The organism is Humisphaera borealis, assembly GCF_015169395.1.
Lineage (GTDB): Bacteria > Planctomycetota > Phycisphaerae > Tepidisphaerales > Tepidisphaeraceae > Humisphaera > Humisphaera borealis.
In genome coordinates, this window is record NZ_CP063458.1 from 6,244,558 (window position 1) to 6,259,195 (window position 14,638).

The 14,638-nt window shown below is 63.3% G+C and carries 12 protein-coding genes; 4 read left to right on the top strand and 8 right to left on the bottom strand.

Translation table 11 applies throughout. The features are described 5' to 3' along the window. Window positions 1-47: 47 nt before the first annotated feature. From IPV69_RS23470 to IPV69_RS23505, 8 genes are all read right to left on the bottom strand, one after another. On the bottom strand, window positions 48-974 hold the full coding sequence (locus IPV69_RS23470) for a serine/threonine protein kinase (RefSeq protein WP_206292161.1): 927 nt from the start codon (window positions 972-974) through the stop codon (window positions 48-50). Between the two features lie 631 nt (window positions 975-1,605). Further along, window positions 1,606-3,117, bottom strand: coding sequence for a F0F1 ATP synthase subunit alpha (gene atpA, locus IPV69_RS23475; RefSeq protein ID WP_206292162.1), 1,512 nt, complete (start codon window positions 3,115-3,117; stop codon window positions 1,606-1,608). A 206-nt stretch (window positions 3,118-3,323) separates the two neighbouring features. Beyond that, entirely contained in the window at window positions 3,324-3,884 is a 561-nt protein-coding gene (atpH, locus tag IPV69_RS23480; protein WP_206292163.1) for an ATP synthase F1 subunit delta, read from the bottom strand. 34 nt (window positions 3,885-3,918) lie between these two features. Next, window positions 3,919-4,545, bottom strand: a complete 627-nt coding sequence (gene atpF / locus IPV69_RS23485; RefSeq protein ID WP_206292164.1) for a F0F1 ATP synthase subunit B — start codon at window positions 4,543-4,545, stop codon at window positions 3,919-3,921. A gap of 243 nt (window positions 4,546-4,788) precedes the next feature. Next, window positions 4,789-5,067: an ATP synthase F0 subunit C gene (gene atpE / locus IPV69_RS23490; RefSeq protein WP_206295663.1), complete on the bottom strand. Its 279-nt coding sequence runs from the start codon at window positions 5,065-5,067 to the stop codon at window positions 4,789-4,791. A gap of 301 nt (window positions 5,068-5,368) precedes the next feature. After that, window positions 5,369-6,328, bottom strand: coding sequence for a F0F1 ATP synthase subunit A (gene atpB, locus IPV69_RS23495; protein ID WP_206292165.1), 960 nt, complete (start codon window positions 6,326-6,328; stop codon window positions 5,369-5,371). An 88-nt stretch (window positions 6,329-6,416) separates the two neighbouring features. Further along, window positions 6,417-6,842: a hypothetical protein gene (locus IPV69_RS23500; protein WP_206292166.1), complete on the bottom strand. Its 426-nt coding sequence runs from the start codon at window positions 6,840-6,842 to the stop codon at window positions 6,417-6,419. Window positions 6,843-6,874: 32 nt separating this feature from the next. After that, the gene (locus IPV69_RS23505; protein WP_206292167.1) at window positions 6,875-7,180 is read right to left on the bottom strand and encodes an AtpZ/AtpI family protein; all 306 of its coding nucleotides are present in this window, start codon (window positions 7,178-7,180) and stop codon (window positions 6,875-6,877) included. A gap of 396 nt (window positions 7,181-7,576) precedes the next feature. Between IPV69_RS23505 and IPV69_RS23510 the strand changes: the two genes are divergently transcribed. The 4 genes from IPV69_RS23510 (at window position 7,577) to IPV69_RS23525 (ending at window position 14,634) form a co-directional block, all read left to right on the top strand. Beyond that, window positions 7,577-9,451: an ArnT family glycosyltransferase gene (locus IPV69_RS23510; RefSeq protein ID WP_206292168.1), complete on the top strand. Its 1,875-nt coding sequence runs from the start codon at window positions 7,577-7,579 to the stop codon at window positions 9,449-9,451. A gap of 321 nt (window positions 9,452-9,772) precedes the next feature. Continuing rightward, entirely contained in the window at window positions 9,773-11,698 is a 1,926-nt protein-coding gene (locus IPV69_RS23515; RefSeq protein ID WP_206292169.1) for an ATPase, T2SS/T4P/T4SS family, read from the top strand. A gap of 112 nt (window positions 11,699-11,810) precedes the next feature. Further along, window positions 11,811-14,129 carry a hypothetical protein gene (locus IPV69_RS23520; protein WP_206292170.1) on the top strand — a complete coding sequence of 773 codons (2,319 nt, stop codon included), beginning with the start codon at window positions 11,811-11,813 and terminating at the stop codon, window positions 14,127-14,129. Between the two features lie 109 nt (window positions 14,130-14,238). Then, window positions 14,239-14,634 (top strand): PDZ domain-containing protein, encoded by a 396-nt coding sequence (locus IPV69_RS23525; protein WP_206292171.1) that lies wholly within the window; start codon window positions 14,239-14,241, stop codon window positions 14,632-14,634. Window positions 14,635-14,638 lie beyond the last annotated feature (4 nt).

Consider the following 14,638-nt stretch of genomic DNA (forward strand, 5'->3'; position numbering starts at 1 on the left):
CTCTCCCGATCGATCTTTGTCGTGATGACGACTTATACGAATCGCACCTAAACCGCGACGGCGCGGACGCCGGTGTCTGTGCCTGCATTGCGTGCCGCCGCGGCGGCGGCAGCGGCCTTCTGAAGCGAGTACAGGATGATCTCCAGCCGGCGTTCGACGTCGGCCATCTCGGGGCGCTTGTCTACGCGGACGCGGACGCATTCCATCACCAGGTTGCTCAGCGGCTCCGGGCAACGCGGGTTGAGCTTGGCGGGGGTGTCCATAAGGTCATCCGACAGGATGCTGTTTTCGCCCTTCTTGAGCGTGAACAGCGTCGGCAGGTTCTTGCCCGTCAGGCACCAGAACAGTGTCGCGCCGAAGTTGTACACGTCAGTCTTGGCTGACACTGCCTCACATTTCACCTGTTCCGGCGAAATGTAATCCGGCGTACCCTGAATGCGGCTTTTGATGGTACCCACGGCGCAGGTCTGCCCCAGGTCGATGACCTTCACTTCGCCGTTGCTGCCAACGAGGATGTTGTTGGGCTTCAAGTCGCAGTGGACGTAGCCGGCCTTGTGAAGGCCCGCCAGCGCCTGGGCCGTCTTGATGAAGATGTCCACCGTCTGACGCAGGCCGATCGGGCGATTGCCCTCCAGCGGCTTGCCGTCGAACAGTTCCATGATCAGCGCGGCTTCGGTGGTCTTGCGGAGGAGCGTCTTGGTCGCCTTGTAGCTCAGGCACTTGCGCAAGGCCGGATGGCTGACCTTCCGGCCGACCTCGTACTCGGCTTCGAGCTGTTCGATGAAGCGTTCGTCCTTGTCCGTCTTGCGGACGACGTGCTTCAACGCGAGCACCTGCCGGGTCTGAGGTTCGGAAACCACATAGATGAGGCTTCCGGCACCCTGGCCGATGTAGTCCAGCACCTCGTAGCCGAAGAGGTTCTTCGGCATCGACGTGCCACTGGTCCTGCTGTTCTCACCCTGTTGCATGCTCATAGTGTGTACCCCGCTGGACGTAACGCGACTCCGTTCTTGCAGTCCCCGGCGCGGCTCGGTGTCGCAAAGGCTGTTCCCAAACGCCTCAGCCACACTCAATACCGCCGATTCGTTCGGATATTTGCCAGGGAATGACTAATTTTCCGGTGCCGTTACGCCAACTTCAGTAAATCAGGCGACTTAAAGCGATCACAACATTAAGGTTTCCCGAGTTTCTCGCCCAGGCTGATCGACCCACTTGGACGCTCTGGTGGCATCGGTGTTCCCGAATGCCCACTTCCTACTCAACATACAACGTATCTCAGATTACGTTCCTACACTCACCCAACTGGGTAACAAGCAACGCGAGGCGAACACCCGTGTGTCCCAACGCGACGATGAACCAAAACCTGATCGGGTTGGCAAAATGAAAGATCGGGTGCTCATCGCACCCGATCTTATGGGGCATGTCGATTGTTGCCGCCATCCACCCGTTTAGGGCAATGGCGCACTTACGAGGGAAATCCCAGCCTTTTTTGGTCCGAAAAAGAATCCCAACATCATCTTTGGCGACCGATGCAAGTCCACCTGTTGCAACGGTGTTGCATTACCGGAAGCCTAGGGGCGGCATGGTCTGAACCATTCCCAGGGATTACTTCTTCCAGACGGATGCCTTGAACTCGCCGAGCGCCTTCTTGAGCGACTCTTCGATCTCCGGCGTCAGGGCCTTCTGGGCTTCCAGGCTCGCGCGAACGCCGCTGTGGCTGGCTTCCATGAATTGCAGGAACTTGTCCTGCCATTCGGCGATCCGGCTGACGGGGACTTCGTCGAGGTGGCCCTGAGTGCCGGCGTAGATGACCATGACTTCCTGCTCCACCGGCAGCGGCTTGAACTGCGGCTGCTTGAGCAGTTCGACCAGGCGGGCACCACGGTCGAGCTGACGCTGCGTGGCCTTGTCCAGGTCCGTACCGAGCTGTGCGAACGCTTCCAGTTCGCGGTAGGCGGCCAAGTCGAGCTTCAGACCGCCGGCGATCTTCTTCATCGCCTTGGTCTGGGCGTTACCACCGACGCGCGACACGCTAATGCCGACGTTGACGGCGGGGCGGACGCCGGCGAAGAACAGGTCGGGTTCGAGATAGATCTGACCGTCGGTGATGCTGATGACGTTCGTCGGGATGTACGCCGACACTTCGCCTTCCTGCGTTTCGATGATGGGCAGCGCGGTAAGCGAACCGCCGCCGAGTTCCTTGCTGAGCTTACAGGACCGCTCGAGCAGGCGGCTGTGTAGATAGAACACGTCGCCGGGGAAGGCTTCGCGACCGGGCGGGCGGCGGAGGAGCAGCGACAACTGACGATACGCCGCGGCCTGCTTGGTCAAGTCGTCATACACGCAGAGGGTGTGCTCACCCTTCCACATGAAGTACTCGGCCATCGTGGTGCCGGCGTAGGCGGCGATGTACTGCATCGGGGCGGGGTCCGAGGCGCTGGCGACGACGACCGTCGTATAGTCCATCGCGCCGTTGGCCCGCAGCACTTCAACGATACCGGCGACGGTCGATTCCTTCTGACCGATCGCGACGTAGAAGCACTTAACGCCCTTGCCCTTCTGGTTGATGATCGTGTCGATCGCGATCGCGGTCTTGCCGGTCTTACGGTCGCCGATGATCAGCTCGCGCTGGCCGCGGCCGATCGGGATCATGCTGTCGATCGCCTTGATGCCGGTCTGAAGGGGTTCGTGCACCGGCTGCCGCTCGGCGATGCCGGGGGCGACGATGTCCATCTTGCGGGTTTCGGTCGAGGGGATCGCCGGGCCGCCGTCCATCGGCACACCCAGAGGGTTGACGACGCGGCCGATGACGGCGTCGCCGACGGCGACTTCCAGCAGGCGGCCGGTCGACTTGACGGTGTCGCCTTCCTTGATCTTCAGGTAGTCGCCGAAGATGACGGCGCCGATCGACTCTTCTTCCAGGTTGAACACCTGGCCCATGGTGCCATTGGCGAACTCGAGCAGTTCACCGGCCATCGCGTTACGCAGGCCGTAGACGCGTGCGATGCCGTCGCCGACCTCGATCACCGTCCCGACCTCGGACACCGAGGCGGACGACTGAAAGTTAGCGATCTCCTGCTTCAGGATGCTGGTGATTTCGGCGACGTTGATGGACATAGCGGGCTCCGAACGTTTTGACGAAGCAAAGGCCGTTTACCACGGAGGACACAGCGAGCACGGAGAAGAGACAGCCGAGGCCATGTTCTTTTCAGTGTCGGGTCGTGTCGGTCCGGGTTCCGGTCAAGCTCCTTAAGTTGCGTGTATCAGTTCGACTCGTTGAAGTCTTAAATCTCGAATCTCAAATCTGCGATCTATCGGCGCGATCAGACCGATGCCGAGGTCGGCCGGACCGCCAGCATCTTCTGTTTGATCGACGCGAGTTGGCCTCGCACGCTGGTGTCGATCAGCTTGTCCTGCACGCGCAGGATCAGGCCGCCGATGATCGATTCGTCCACATACTGATGAACCACCGCGTCTCGCTTCAGTGCGCTGCTGACGGCCTGGCGGACCTGTTCGAGCTGCCAGTCTTCCAGCCGCTGCGCGACGGTAACGTCCACTTCGACCTTGCCGAACTGCTCGTCGAGCATGTCGCTGTAGGCGGTGTCGATCGCGCGAAGTTCGCCGAGGCGACCCTTCACGTTCAGGACGCGGAGGAAGTTCCAGACCAGCGGATGGACTTTGCCTTCGAAGGCCCGCTGCAGAATCGACACGCGGGACGCTTCGCTGATCGCGGGGTTCGACAGCATCGCCGCAAAGGCCGGCTCGGCGTCGAGCACTTCCTTGATCTGGCTCAGTTCCTGACCGATCTCGGTGGCCTGGCTCTGACCGTTGGCCAGATCCAGCAGGGAGCGGGCGTAGGCGTTGGCGACTGTTGAAGAACTCATGGGATTTCCAATTGCCGTTGCTGGTGCCACGTCTCTAGTTCGAGCTCACGCTCTTCAACTGCTCCAGGCTGCTCTGCACCAGGTCCCGCTGATCGTCGGCGTTGAGGTTCCGGCGAAGGATCTTTTCGGCGACGCTGGTCGCGAGATTCGCCGCGTACTGATGGATCTCGTTGACGGCCTGGTTCTTGGCGGCCTCGATATCGCGGGTCGCGCGTTCCTTGGCCTCTTCCGATTCCTGCTGCGCGTTCATGCGGATGCTGGTCGCCAGGGCCTGGGCGTCGTTCGTCGCCTTGGTCAGGAGGTCGTTGACCTCCTTTTGGGCGGCGGCGAGCTTCTGCTCGTACTGCTTGAGCAGCGCCTCGGACTTGGCACGCGACTCTTCGGCGTCGCGGATGTCCTTGCGGATCTTGTCTTCACGGGCCTTGAGACCCGTGACGATCGGACCCCAGGCATACTTGCCCAGGATGAGCACCAACCCGATGAAGACGATCAACGTCGTCAACGTGGTGATGATCTGCATGGTCCCGGCGGGGGGGATCAGCTCGGGCTTGTGCGCTTCCTCACCGGCGGCGTTGGCGAACGCCGACGACGCCACCGCCAAAACGGCGACGGCGAGCAGGAGGGGAAGCAGTCGGCGACTCAGTCGCGGCAGGGCGGTCATGACAGCTCCGGTATCAGGCCGAAATCGGCGCGGCGACATACCGCCCGTTTACGGCCGGGGCAATCATCGAATCCGCCCGGCCGGCAATCATCGTTGCCGGCGCGGGCGGTGATGGTTTCGAATCCACATGATTGCGATGGTGCTTCAGGCCTTTCGACCCGCAGGCAAAGCCCGTCAAGGCCGTACCAACACACAACGCAATGCTGCTGACGCGGACGAAGGGCCCGCATCACAACGCCAACCTTACCGAATCAGACAGATCACCAGGGCGAACAGCGTGGCACCTTCGATGAGGGCGGCGCTGATGATCATGGTGGTGAAGATGCGGGGGCCGGCTTCGGGCTGACGGGCGATCGCGTCGGTCGCCTGACCACCGATCTTACCGATACCGGCGGCAGCGCCGATGATGACCAGGCCGGCACCGACGGCGGCGCCAAGGACCTTGATGCCGTCGCCCAGACCGGTTTCGGCGGCGAGGATCGACGGACCGGCAACCGCGACCGGGGTGGCGGCCGACGCCATCGCCGGGAGGACCAGCAGCGTCAGCGCGACGAGAGCGAAAATCTTCTTCATGACTCGAACCATCCTTCTACATGGGCCGCAAGAGACAATGCCGGCCGGCCCGATCTGCCGTCGGCCCCCGCAAGAGAGGCCGGAACTTTCGTTGTCGAGGGAACGACGTGATCCCTCGTTTTAAGCTCGAACGACGAAAATCGAATGGCGAATGAAACTCGAACATCCAAACCCGAAACGGTCTATGGATCATTGATTCATTCGGTCATTCATTCGTCATTCGCATTTCTTTATTCGTCATTCCCATCACTCAGCCTGCCATGTGCGACCCGGCCTGGCGGACGTTGTCCGGCAGCGAGTGGTCGATCATGTCTCCCGCGCCAAGGCTCATATCGTCCTTGCCGTGGTGGGAGTGGGCATGGTCGTCGTGGTCCTCGTGCTCGTGCACGGTGAGCTGACCGATGAACAGCGACGTCAGGAAGGTGAACAGGTACGCTTGCAGGAAGGCGACGAACACTTCGAGGCACATGATCGCGGTCGCGCCGATCACAGACACCACGCCGACGCCCATGCCCATGCCCCAGCGGATCTCGCCGCTGGCACTGACGAACGCCGCGGATACGAAGCCGATCAGCACCGCCAGCAGCACGTGGCCGGCGACCATGTTGGCGAACAAACGAATCGCCAGCGCGAACGGCTTGACGAACATGCCGATGATTTCGACCGGGATCAGGATCGGCGCCATGTAGATGGGCGCGCCGCCCGTGAAATGCTTCAGGTAGTTCACCAGGCCGTTGGCCCGAATGCCCGACACCTGCGTGACCACGAACGACACGGCCGCCAAAGCGCCGGTCACATAGATATTTCCGGTGGCGGTCCCGCCGATGCCGTGACCGCCGAACACCTGGCCGGTCAGCTGGGCGAGCGGAAGCAGGCCGAGCAGGTTATTGATCAGGATGAAGAAGAACAGCGTCCAAAGGTAGGGAATGAACTTGTTGGTGTTCTCGGCCAGCACCGGGCGGGCAATGTCTTCCCGGACGTAAATGAGCAGGGCTTCGAAGAAGTTGCGGGTGCCGGTGGGGACCAGTTCGCCGGAGCGGTAGCGGCGGGTGAGCTTGGGGAAGACCAGCAGCATGATCGCCGCCGTCAGGAACAGCATGAACATGTGGCTGCTGAACCAGTTGCCGATCAACGGATGGTCGACGACGTGGCTGAGCGGATCGTCGCCCGCGGCCAGCGGCAAGGTAAGAATGTTGGAGAGTGATGCCATTGTTGTAGGGTCCGCCTTGGCGGACCAATCAGGCTTTCTCGCGCTTCGATCGATTCACGTCCACATGACAGGTCCGCCAAGGCGAACCCTACTTCATCGTCCACGTTGCCGCCGCAACGACCAGCGATTCGGCCGCCAGCACAGTCACATAAAAGACGGCCATCAGCAGCAGCGTGGGCGTCTGCGGGTAGCCGCCGGCGTGAACCGCCAGCATCGCTCCGCCGATACTCACTGCCAGCCGCACACCCATCGCCAGGAAGTACCCGGCGACGGCGGCATTCAGCGTCCGCCGAACACCCCACAGCAGGGGGATGAGCGACAGGGCCGACGCCAAGGCCGAGACCACGCCTGCGGCGATGAGGCCGCGCGTCCAATCCGGCTTCTGCACCAGCGTCAGGATCGCCAGGATCGAGGCGCCGGTGACGAGCAGTGCTCCGACCACCGCAACCACCACCCGGCGAGCCGTCGCCCGCGGCATGGCCGGCGATTGCCCGGCGGTGACGAAGGCGAACATACTGGTCAGACTCGGCATTCGGCGGTTCCGAATCACATCATCTTCCGGGCGGCCTTGATCAGGCTCCAAAGGCCGCTGGTGAACCCGAGGGCACAACCCGCGATCAGTAGCCACGGCCCGGTCGCGAACTTCTTATCCAGCCACCAGCCGAGCCATGCGAACAACCCGAAGGCGACGATAAACTCGATCCCGACACCCGCCAGCCGATGCCAGGTCGCCAATTCTTCCGACGACTGCTGGCTCTCGCGGTGCGGGTCTGGCGTCGCCTTTAACAGGTCGTCGGCGTGAGCGCCGGCGTCTTTTTTTTCTGATTCAGGAGGCCGCGGTGACTCCGCCATACCGCCTCCGCCGTCTTCCCACGAGCCCGTTATCACTCGTTTTTGCAGTGAAAACACCGACTTCGTGAAATTTCGCACAAAGTTACGCGCAACCCATCGACCGTGCAAGTCACGTCGGGCAAAAACACCGCCCGCTCCGGTCAAGGGGGCGACAGAGTAGTGGCGGGTAGGGGAGAGGTCAAGGCGACATCTCTTCATGAACATTTCGCTTCATTCTCAGTGACCCAAACAAACCGACTTAGCAACATATTGGAATGGATGGAGGCAGTAGTCAGGGTGACTTGGAAACACCGAGTCGCAGTTTTCTGCCTTCTGACTACTGACTACTGACTACTGACTACTGACTACTGACTACTGACTACTGACTACTGACGACTGACGACTACCGCCTACCGCATGCGATTCACTACACTCTGCCCGATGCCGGGTCCGCGGTCACTTCTTGTATTGCTCCTCTTCTGCGCCACCGGGGTCTTTCTGACCGGAATCCAGTGGGGTCTGCCCTCGCGCGATGCCGACCGGTATCTCTTTGGCGACAAGACGCCTTGGACCGGTCCGCAGGTGCAGATGCTCGCCGATCTGGGGTCGGCAACGCCATGGGACGATCCCAGCCGGGGCGCGGACGTTGACGCCAATCCGCTTCGAAAGGCGTTGCAGCTGCGCAAGCAGATCGACCTCCACGCCGCGACGATCTCGACCTCTCAGCCCGCCTCGCAACCGTCCACCGAGTCGTCCACCGAGTCGCCCGCGACCGTTCCCGTCCGATCGGGCGATGCCCCTCAATCGACGGCGGCTGTCGTGGAGTCTCAGGTCGAATCGGGCGGAATCGTCGTCAATTCCACCGACTCGGCCCGCGCCGAGATCGTCCGTCGATACCGGCTCTTCTCCCATCAGCCCGACGAGTTCATCACCTTCGCCGCGCTGGCCAAAATGCGCCCGGCGAACTTCGACTTCGACCCGCGCCTTTACCAGTACGGCGGCCTTTGGGTCTACCCCGTGGGCCTGCTGCTGAAAGTCGCTTCGGTCGTGGGGTACGTCGATCTCCGCGGCGGCGGCGGGGGACTGAGCTACTACCTCGATCACCCAGACGCCTTCGGCCGGTTTTATGTCGTCGCCCGTTTGTATAGCGCGTTCTGGGGCGTCATCGGGGCCTGGGCGCTGTTTGCGATCGTTCGCCGGATTACCGCCAGCCAGTGGGCCGCGTTTGCTGCCGGTCTGCTCTTTGTCATCATGCCCGTCGTCGTCAACGCCGCTCATGAAGCCAAGCCCCACCTGGCCGGGTTCACCCTCACGCTGCTGGCGGTGCTCGCCGCGGCGAGCTACGTGGAAACCGGCAAACTCTCGCACGCGATCGGCACCGGCGTCGTCTGCGGCCTGGCACTGGGCATGGTGCTATCAGCATTGCCGGTCTTCGCAATCCTGCCGCTGATGGTCCTGCTCCGGCCGATGTCCTGGGGCGACCGCGGCCGGGTCGCCATCTTCGCCGGGCTCGTCGGTCTGCTGGCCTATGCCTTGACCAACCCCTACGTCGCCGTCCACCTGCTCCGCGGCGGCGGGGCGTTGCAATCGAACCTGGGCAACTCCAAGGCGTTCTACGACATTCATTCGCCCGTCGAAGGGGTCATCAATGTCGCCCGGCTCATCATCGTCGGCACCAGCCCCGCCCTGGCAATCGCGGGGGCGCTCGGCACCGTTATCCTTGGTGTTCGCGCCGTGCGGACCCGCCGCGAAACATCACCCCAGGCCGTCCGCCGACGTGCCCACGGCCTTCTGCTTGCCGGCCCTGCGATACTGACGGCGATCCAATGGTCATTGGTCGGCGCGGGAAAGCCCGGCGAGTTCGGCCGATTCTTGCTGACGACCGACGTCTTCCTCGCCGTCGAAGCGGTGGTCCTCATTCAGACGTACGCGCGAAACAAAATCGCCGCCTCGTTGCTGTTTAGTGTGGTGGCCGTCCAGACGTCGCTGCGCGGGACCTCGTACATCGCCGGCTTCGTCCGCGATAGTGGTGCGCCGACCAGCCGAGACCTCGCGGCGGAGCAGATCGATCAGGCGAGTAAGTCCGGCGCGCGGCGCATCGTTCTCGCCGCCGAGCCCGCCCCCTACGCAATCCCGCCGATGAACCTGTGGGCCTGGGAGATGGTCGTCCCCCCCAGCGGGCAGACGGCGGCGTCGGTCGCCCGACCGGGCGACCGGGTGGTGGAGGCATTGGAAGGGCAAACGCCAATCAGTTGGGCGGATAAGCCGATCGACGTCCGCACGGCAAAGTGATTGTCGCGCACGCGGGTGTATGCACGGGCCCATCCGCTCGGCCGCCGCTGTGACAGGTTAAACTCCCCCTTTCTGCTCACACTTGCTGTTCCGAATTCGCCGAAGCCACTCTAGAATGCCCGGACTTGGAAGTTCGCGCCCGCCATGCGCTGTTTGTTCGGAGGACCCTGGCGGCGCATTCGTTTTATTCGTTGGCACGTTCCGGCAGGTTCCGCCTGCCTCGGCCGCGACTCGTCGCGGCACCCGGTTTAGGTTCGGCAACCGTCGCCCGCATGCTCGTGTGGCGTGCTGACTGTACGGACCGGGACCGAAGGAGACACCATGGCGCTTCATTCGTTGACCGACGCCCTGACACCCGTGCTCGCCGAGATCGTCAGCGGCGGCGGGTACGTCAGCATTTTCAAGTCGGTCGTGCTGATCGGCATCCTGCTGCTGTGGTGCAAGCTGCTGGCCTGGGCCAGCACCGACGCCAAGGCGGCTCACCTTTCGCAGGCCGCGTTCAACATCGGCAACCTCGTCGGCCTGATCGCCGCCTACGCGATCGTCTTCCTGGTGCCGCTCTCGTTCTGGCTGATCGTGCCGATCGTCCTGCTGATCATGGCGGGCGAAGTCGCGGTCTACCTTCGTGCCCGCAACAAGGTCGCCGGCCTGTCCGACCTCAAGCAGCAGTGGGACGACTACAAGAAGGGCATGAAGCGGGCCAAGAAAAGCGATACCCCCGGTGCCGTGCAGCTGATCGCCAAGAGCGGTCCACTGCCGGTTCCCGAAGGTGAATCCCCCGACCGGCCCGCCTACGACGCGGCACAGTTGGCGCTGGGCGACGCATTGAAGAAGGGTGCCGACCAGATCGACATCTCCCCCTCGGCCGAGGGAATGAAGGTCAAGTACATCGTCGATTGCGTGTCGTACGACCTCCCGGCTGTGCTCGACGCCGCCGCCGGCCCTGCCGCGATCAGCTACATCAAGGCGGCCGCCGGCATGAACGTCGACGAGAAGCGCAAACCCCAGACCGGCACGATGAAGCTGACGGTCGAAGGAGGCGAGAAGCGCGACATCAAGCTGCAGTCCGCCGGCACGACGGCCGGCGAGTTCATTCGCCTGATGGTCAACTCCGCCAAGCGGCACAGCCGCAAGATGCCGGAGTTGGGGTTCAGCGAAGCGCAGATGAAGGTCATCAAGGAGTCCATCGCCGACCGTTCGGGCGTGGTGCTGTTGTGCACCCCCAAGGGGCAGGGACTGACCCAGCTCATGTACGGCGTGATGCGCGGCCACGACGCGTTCATGGAACACATGCACTCCATCGAGCGCGATCCGCCGGAAACGATCGAAGGGCTCACGCCCAACGTGCTGGCCGCCAATGCCACCCCCGACGAAGAAGCGGCGAAGGTCGACTGGGTCGGCAGCCAGGACGCCGACGTCATCATGATGGACCGCATGGAGAGCCCCAAGTCGGCCGCGTCGGCGATTCGGTACATCACCGAGAGCGAAAGGCCGCGTCGGCTTTACGTCGGGATGCGAGCCGGCTCGACCGCCGAGGCGATCGAACAGTGGCGCAAACTGCTCGGAACCGAGGGTCAGGCGCAGGGGATGGCAGTCCTGAAGATGGTGATCTGCGGCCGCGTCCTGCGGAAGCTTTGTGCGGCGTGCAAGGAGTCGTACACGCCGGACCCCAACACGCTCCGCAAACTGAACATGAATCCCGAGAAGGTCTCGACGCTGTTCAAGGCGCGCGAGACACCGCTTCGCGACCCCAAGGGCAACGCGATTCCCTGCGAGTTCTGCAAAGACCTGCGGTTCACGGGCCGGACCGGTGTGTTTGAAGTGCTGGTCGTGACGGATGAGATTCGCGCCGCGATCGCCGCCGACGGCGGAAAGCCCGGCAGCAACTTCAAGACCGCGTTTCGCAAGGGCAAGAACCGTTACCTTCAGGAAGAGGCGCTCGGGCTGGTCGAATCCGGCGATACGAGCGTGCAGGAAGTACTTCGGGTGCTTCGCCCGCCGGAGGAAGCCGCCCGCCCGGCGGCCGCCCCGGCAGCCCGTCCGGCCCAGCGTCCGGCCGCCGCCCCTGGCGCACCCAAACCCGCCGGCACACCCAGGCCGGCCGGGACTGCAGCCGCACCGGCGGCACCTGGTGCGCGTCCCGCGGCAGCACCGGGAGCACGCCCACCCGCCGCACAGGGTGCTCGCCCGCCCGCCGCGCCGGGCAGCACGCCACGTCCGCCGACGTCGCGCCCCAAATCGGGCTGATGTCAGCCTCGCCGCACCCGCGATTCGCCGCGGCCGGCAACCGTGACCAACGCTTTCGTTCCGACCGATTTCCGTTCCGGCGTCGCCAAACGCCTTACCGCGAGCAATCGCCATGATGTTTCTAATCTTCCTCGGGCTCGTCATCCTTGCCGTGGCATTCTTCCATTACACGCAGGGGTTCTTCAGTGCGACCATCAGCGCGATCCTCTGCATCTTCGCGGCGGTGCTGTCCATCAGCTACCACGAGGTCATCGTCGAGAAGTACCTCGGCGGTGCGATGGCCAGCTCGGCGCACGGTGCAGTGGTCCTGGTGCTGTTTGCCCTGATCTACCTGGTGTGCCGGCTCGTCTTCGACAAGCTCATCCCGGGCAACGTCACGCTGCCGTCCGGTGCCGACAAGGCGGGGGCCGCCGTCATGGGCATCGTCGCTGGATTCTTCGCCGCCGGCCTCTGTGCCTTTGCGGCACAGAGCATGGGCTTTAAGCCGGCCCTGATGGGCTACGCCCGCCTCGCCTACGAAGAAGACCGCGACGCCACCATTCCGCAGGAGGGCGGCGGCCGCAATGTCTCGCTCCACATGCACGACTCGATCAACTCGACCGAGCCTCTGCACCTGGCCGCGGAAGTGGACCAGAAAAAGCTCATCGTCCCCGCGGACGACATCCTGATCGACATGATCCAGAGCCTCAGCGACGGCGGCGCACTGGCGTCGCGCCCGCTGGCGTCGATCCATCCGAACTGGCTCAACGAGATGTTCGGGCAGCGCCTGGGCATGCAGGCGGCGGCGAACCGCATCGCGATGAACAAGCCCGACGGAACCCAGACCGACGTCATCGCGATCCCCGGTACTGAACAGTACAAGGACGCCGGCATCTACTGGCTCGACAAGCAGCTTCCCCAGAAAGTGCACGAGTACGAGACCATCGCCCGCGCCCAGCGCGACAAGCTCTTCCCCAAGGCCAACCCCAAGCTCGACCCGAGCAAGATCATCCTCATCTTCCGTGTCTACTTCGGCGAGAAGGCCCGCGACAACAAGGACAACATCATCCGCCTGAGCATGGGCGCAATCCGACTGGTCGCACAAAAGAAGGTTACCGGCACAGACGGGTACCAGTGGACCAACTACCACCCGCTGGGCACGATCGAGGAGGGCGTCGAGTTCTGGTTTAACCGGGCCGACGACTTCCTGTTCATCGACGACCGCACGCAGGACGCGAACGTCAAGGACAAGGGCATTGACCTGGTCTTCCAGGTCGAGAAAGACGGGTTCCTGAAATCCAGCAAGGTCACCGACCCCACTCAGACTGTTATCGCCGATGGCACGTTCATCGAGGTCAAGCGGATGGCCCGCGTGGACCTCAGCGGCCAGCCCATCCTGCCGATGGCGAAGCTGAAGCCGAACAAGGCCGTTCAGGTCATGCGCAAGACCCTGGTCAAGAAGCCGCCGAAGGTCTTCAACCCGGCCCAGCCCGCCGACACCGCCGAGACGATCACACAGAAGCTGGTCGGCAAGTGGGAAGCCGGCACCGACGACGGCGGCAAGCTCCTGATGACGGTGGACCAGGTCCGCATGGAGATGGTCACGCTCGACCCCAGCGGCAAGGAAGCCGTCCGCACCCCCGGCAACTGGAAGATCGTTGCGAGCGATTCAGGCTTCCAGCTCGAGCATAGCGGGGCGGCCGGGACGAAGGTCTTCAACGATAAGTACGGCATTACCTTCCCGTCCGACAACGAAGTACTGCTGGAGAACGGGGAGAAAGGGTTCAGCAAGCAGTTCAACCGGCAGGGTGCGGCGCCGCAGCCGTCGGACAATCCGCCGCCGACCACGCCAACGCCCCCGACCACACCGCAGCCCGCGCCCCCGACAACGCCCGCGCCGCCGCCCGCTGCCGCCAAGGCCGATACCAGCCTGACCGTCGTGGAACTGATCGAAAACCGCAAGTTCTACGCCCCGGTACGCATCGCCGACGGCAGCACCGGCGAGGTGAAGGTGGAAGGCGGATCGGTGACTCTCGAAGACGGCAAGATCAAGGCGATCAACCTGGCGCCGGTCACCCCCGAGAAGCTCAACGCCGGCACCGGCGAACCGCTGAACCAGCTCGTCGCCGAAACCGGTTCGATCATGGTGCAGCTCGAGTGCACGCCGGGTGCCGGCAACGGCTGGGCCTGGAAGGATAAGGTCGAGCAGATCACCGTCGCCGACAAGACCGGCAAGAAGTATCGCCCGGTCGGCGTGTGGGCACTGGTCAACGGCGGAACGGAGATCGTCGCCCGCTACAACGCCGACGGCACCGTCAGCCTCGCCGACTTCACGCCGGCCGGTCCGCCGACCAAGATCTATTTCGCGTACGTCATCCCCGAAGACCAGCAGGTCACAAAGGTGGATGTGGGCAACGCGCCGCTGAAGGCGTTTAACCCGCCGGTGCCATAGTCGAATGTCGAATGTCGATCGCTGATTGTGGATCCGAGTCACTCGTCGGGTTCACGATCAGCGATCGACCGTCATCAATCGACGCTCACCCTCCAACCAAGGACTCCCCATGCGCGGCGCCGTCATGCTCTCGCTTCTGATCGGTGTTGCGATCATGGCATATCTCTGGTCGACCTCCGCCGAGACCGCGTCGAAGGTCAACCGGGATGTGCGTCAGGAGATGGCCCCCGTCACCGGCCGCGGGCCCGACGGCGGCAGTATCACCGACTCGGCCGAGTTCACCGCCGACCGGGCGGGACTGGCCGTCGCGAAGGTCAAACCCGGCTCTTATTACGAGGTGTTTTTCGGCCTTAAAGCCGGCGACGTAATCGTCCGCGCCGGCGATATCGACCTCAAAGGGCAGGACGAAACCTCGGCCCAGACCTTCCTCATGGACGCGGCGCAGAAGAAGCGCGAGCTGGTGGTCATGCGGGCCGGTGCCAGGACGACACTGACCGCGAAGTAGCTCG

What these genes read in the sequence shown, in the direction of transcription:
- atpE (WP_206295663.1), bottom strand. Translation starts at nt 5,067, where the DNA reads ATGGCGTCGGCCGCCACCCCGGTCGCGGTTGCCGGTCCGTCGATCCTC.
- IPV69_RS23500 (WP_206292166.1), bottom strand. Translation starts at nt 6,842, where the DNA reads ATGTTCGCCTTCGTCACCGCCGGGCAATCGCCGGCCATGCCGCGGGCG.
- IPV69_RS23510 (WP_206292168.1), top strand. Translation starts at nt 7,577, where the DNA reads ATGCGATTCACTACACTCTGCCCGATGCCGGGTCCGCGGTCACTTCTT.
- atpB (WP_206292165.1), bottom strand. Translation starts at nt 6,328, where the DNA reads ATGGCATCACTCTCCAACATTCTTACCTTGCCGCTGGCCGCGGGCGAC.
- atpF (WP_206292164.1), bottom strand. Translation starts at nt 4,545, where the DNA reads ATGACCGCCCTGCCGCGACTGAGTCGCCGACTGCTTCCCCTCCTGCTC.
- IPV69_RS23505 (WP_206292167.1), bottom strand. Translation starts at nt 7,180, where the DNA reads ATGGCGGAGTCACCGCGGCCTCCTGAATCAGAAAAAAAAGACGCCGGC.
- IPV69_RS23525 (WP_206292171.1), top strand. Translation starts at nt 14,239, where the DNA reads ATGCGCGGCGCCGTCATGCTCTCGCTTCTGATCGGTGTTGCGATCATG.
- IPV69_RS23515 (WP_206292169.1), top strand. Translation starts at nt 9,773, where the DNA reads ATGGCGCTTCATTCGTTGACCGACGCCCTGACACCCGTGCTCGCCGAG.
- atpH (WP_206292163.1), bottom strand. Translation starts at nt 3,884, where the DNA reads ATGAGTTCTTCAACAGTCGCCAACGCCTACGCCCGCTCCCTGCTGGAT.
- IPV69_RS23470 (WP_206292161.1), bottom strand. Translation starts at nt 974, where the DNA reads ATGAGCATGCAACAGGGTGAGAACAGCAGGACCAGTGGCACGTCGATG.
- IPV69_RS23520 (WP_206292170.1), top strand. Translation starts at nt 11,811, where the DNA reads ATGATGTTTCTAATCTTCCTCGGGCTCGTCATCCTTGCCGTGGCATTC.
- atpA (WP_206292162.1), bottom strand. Translation starts at nt 3,117, where the DNA reads ATGTCCATCAACGTCGCCGAAATCACCAGCATCCTGAAGCAGGAGATC.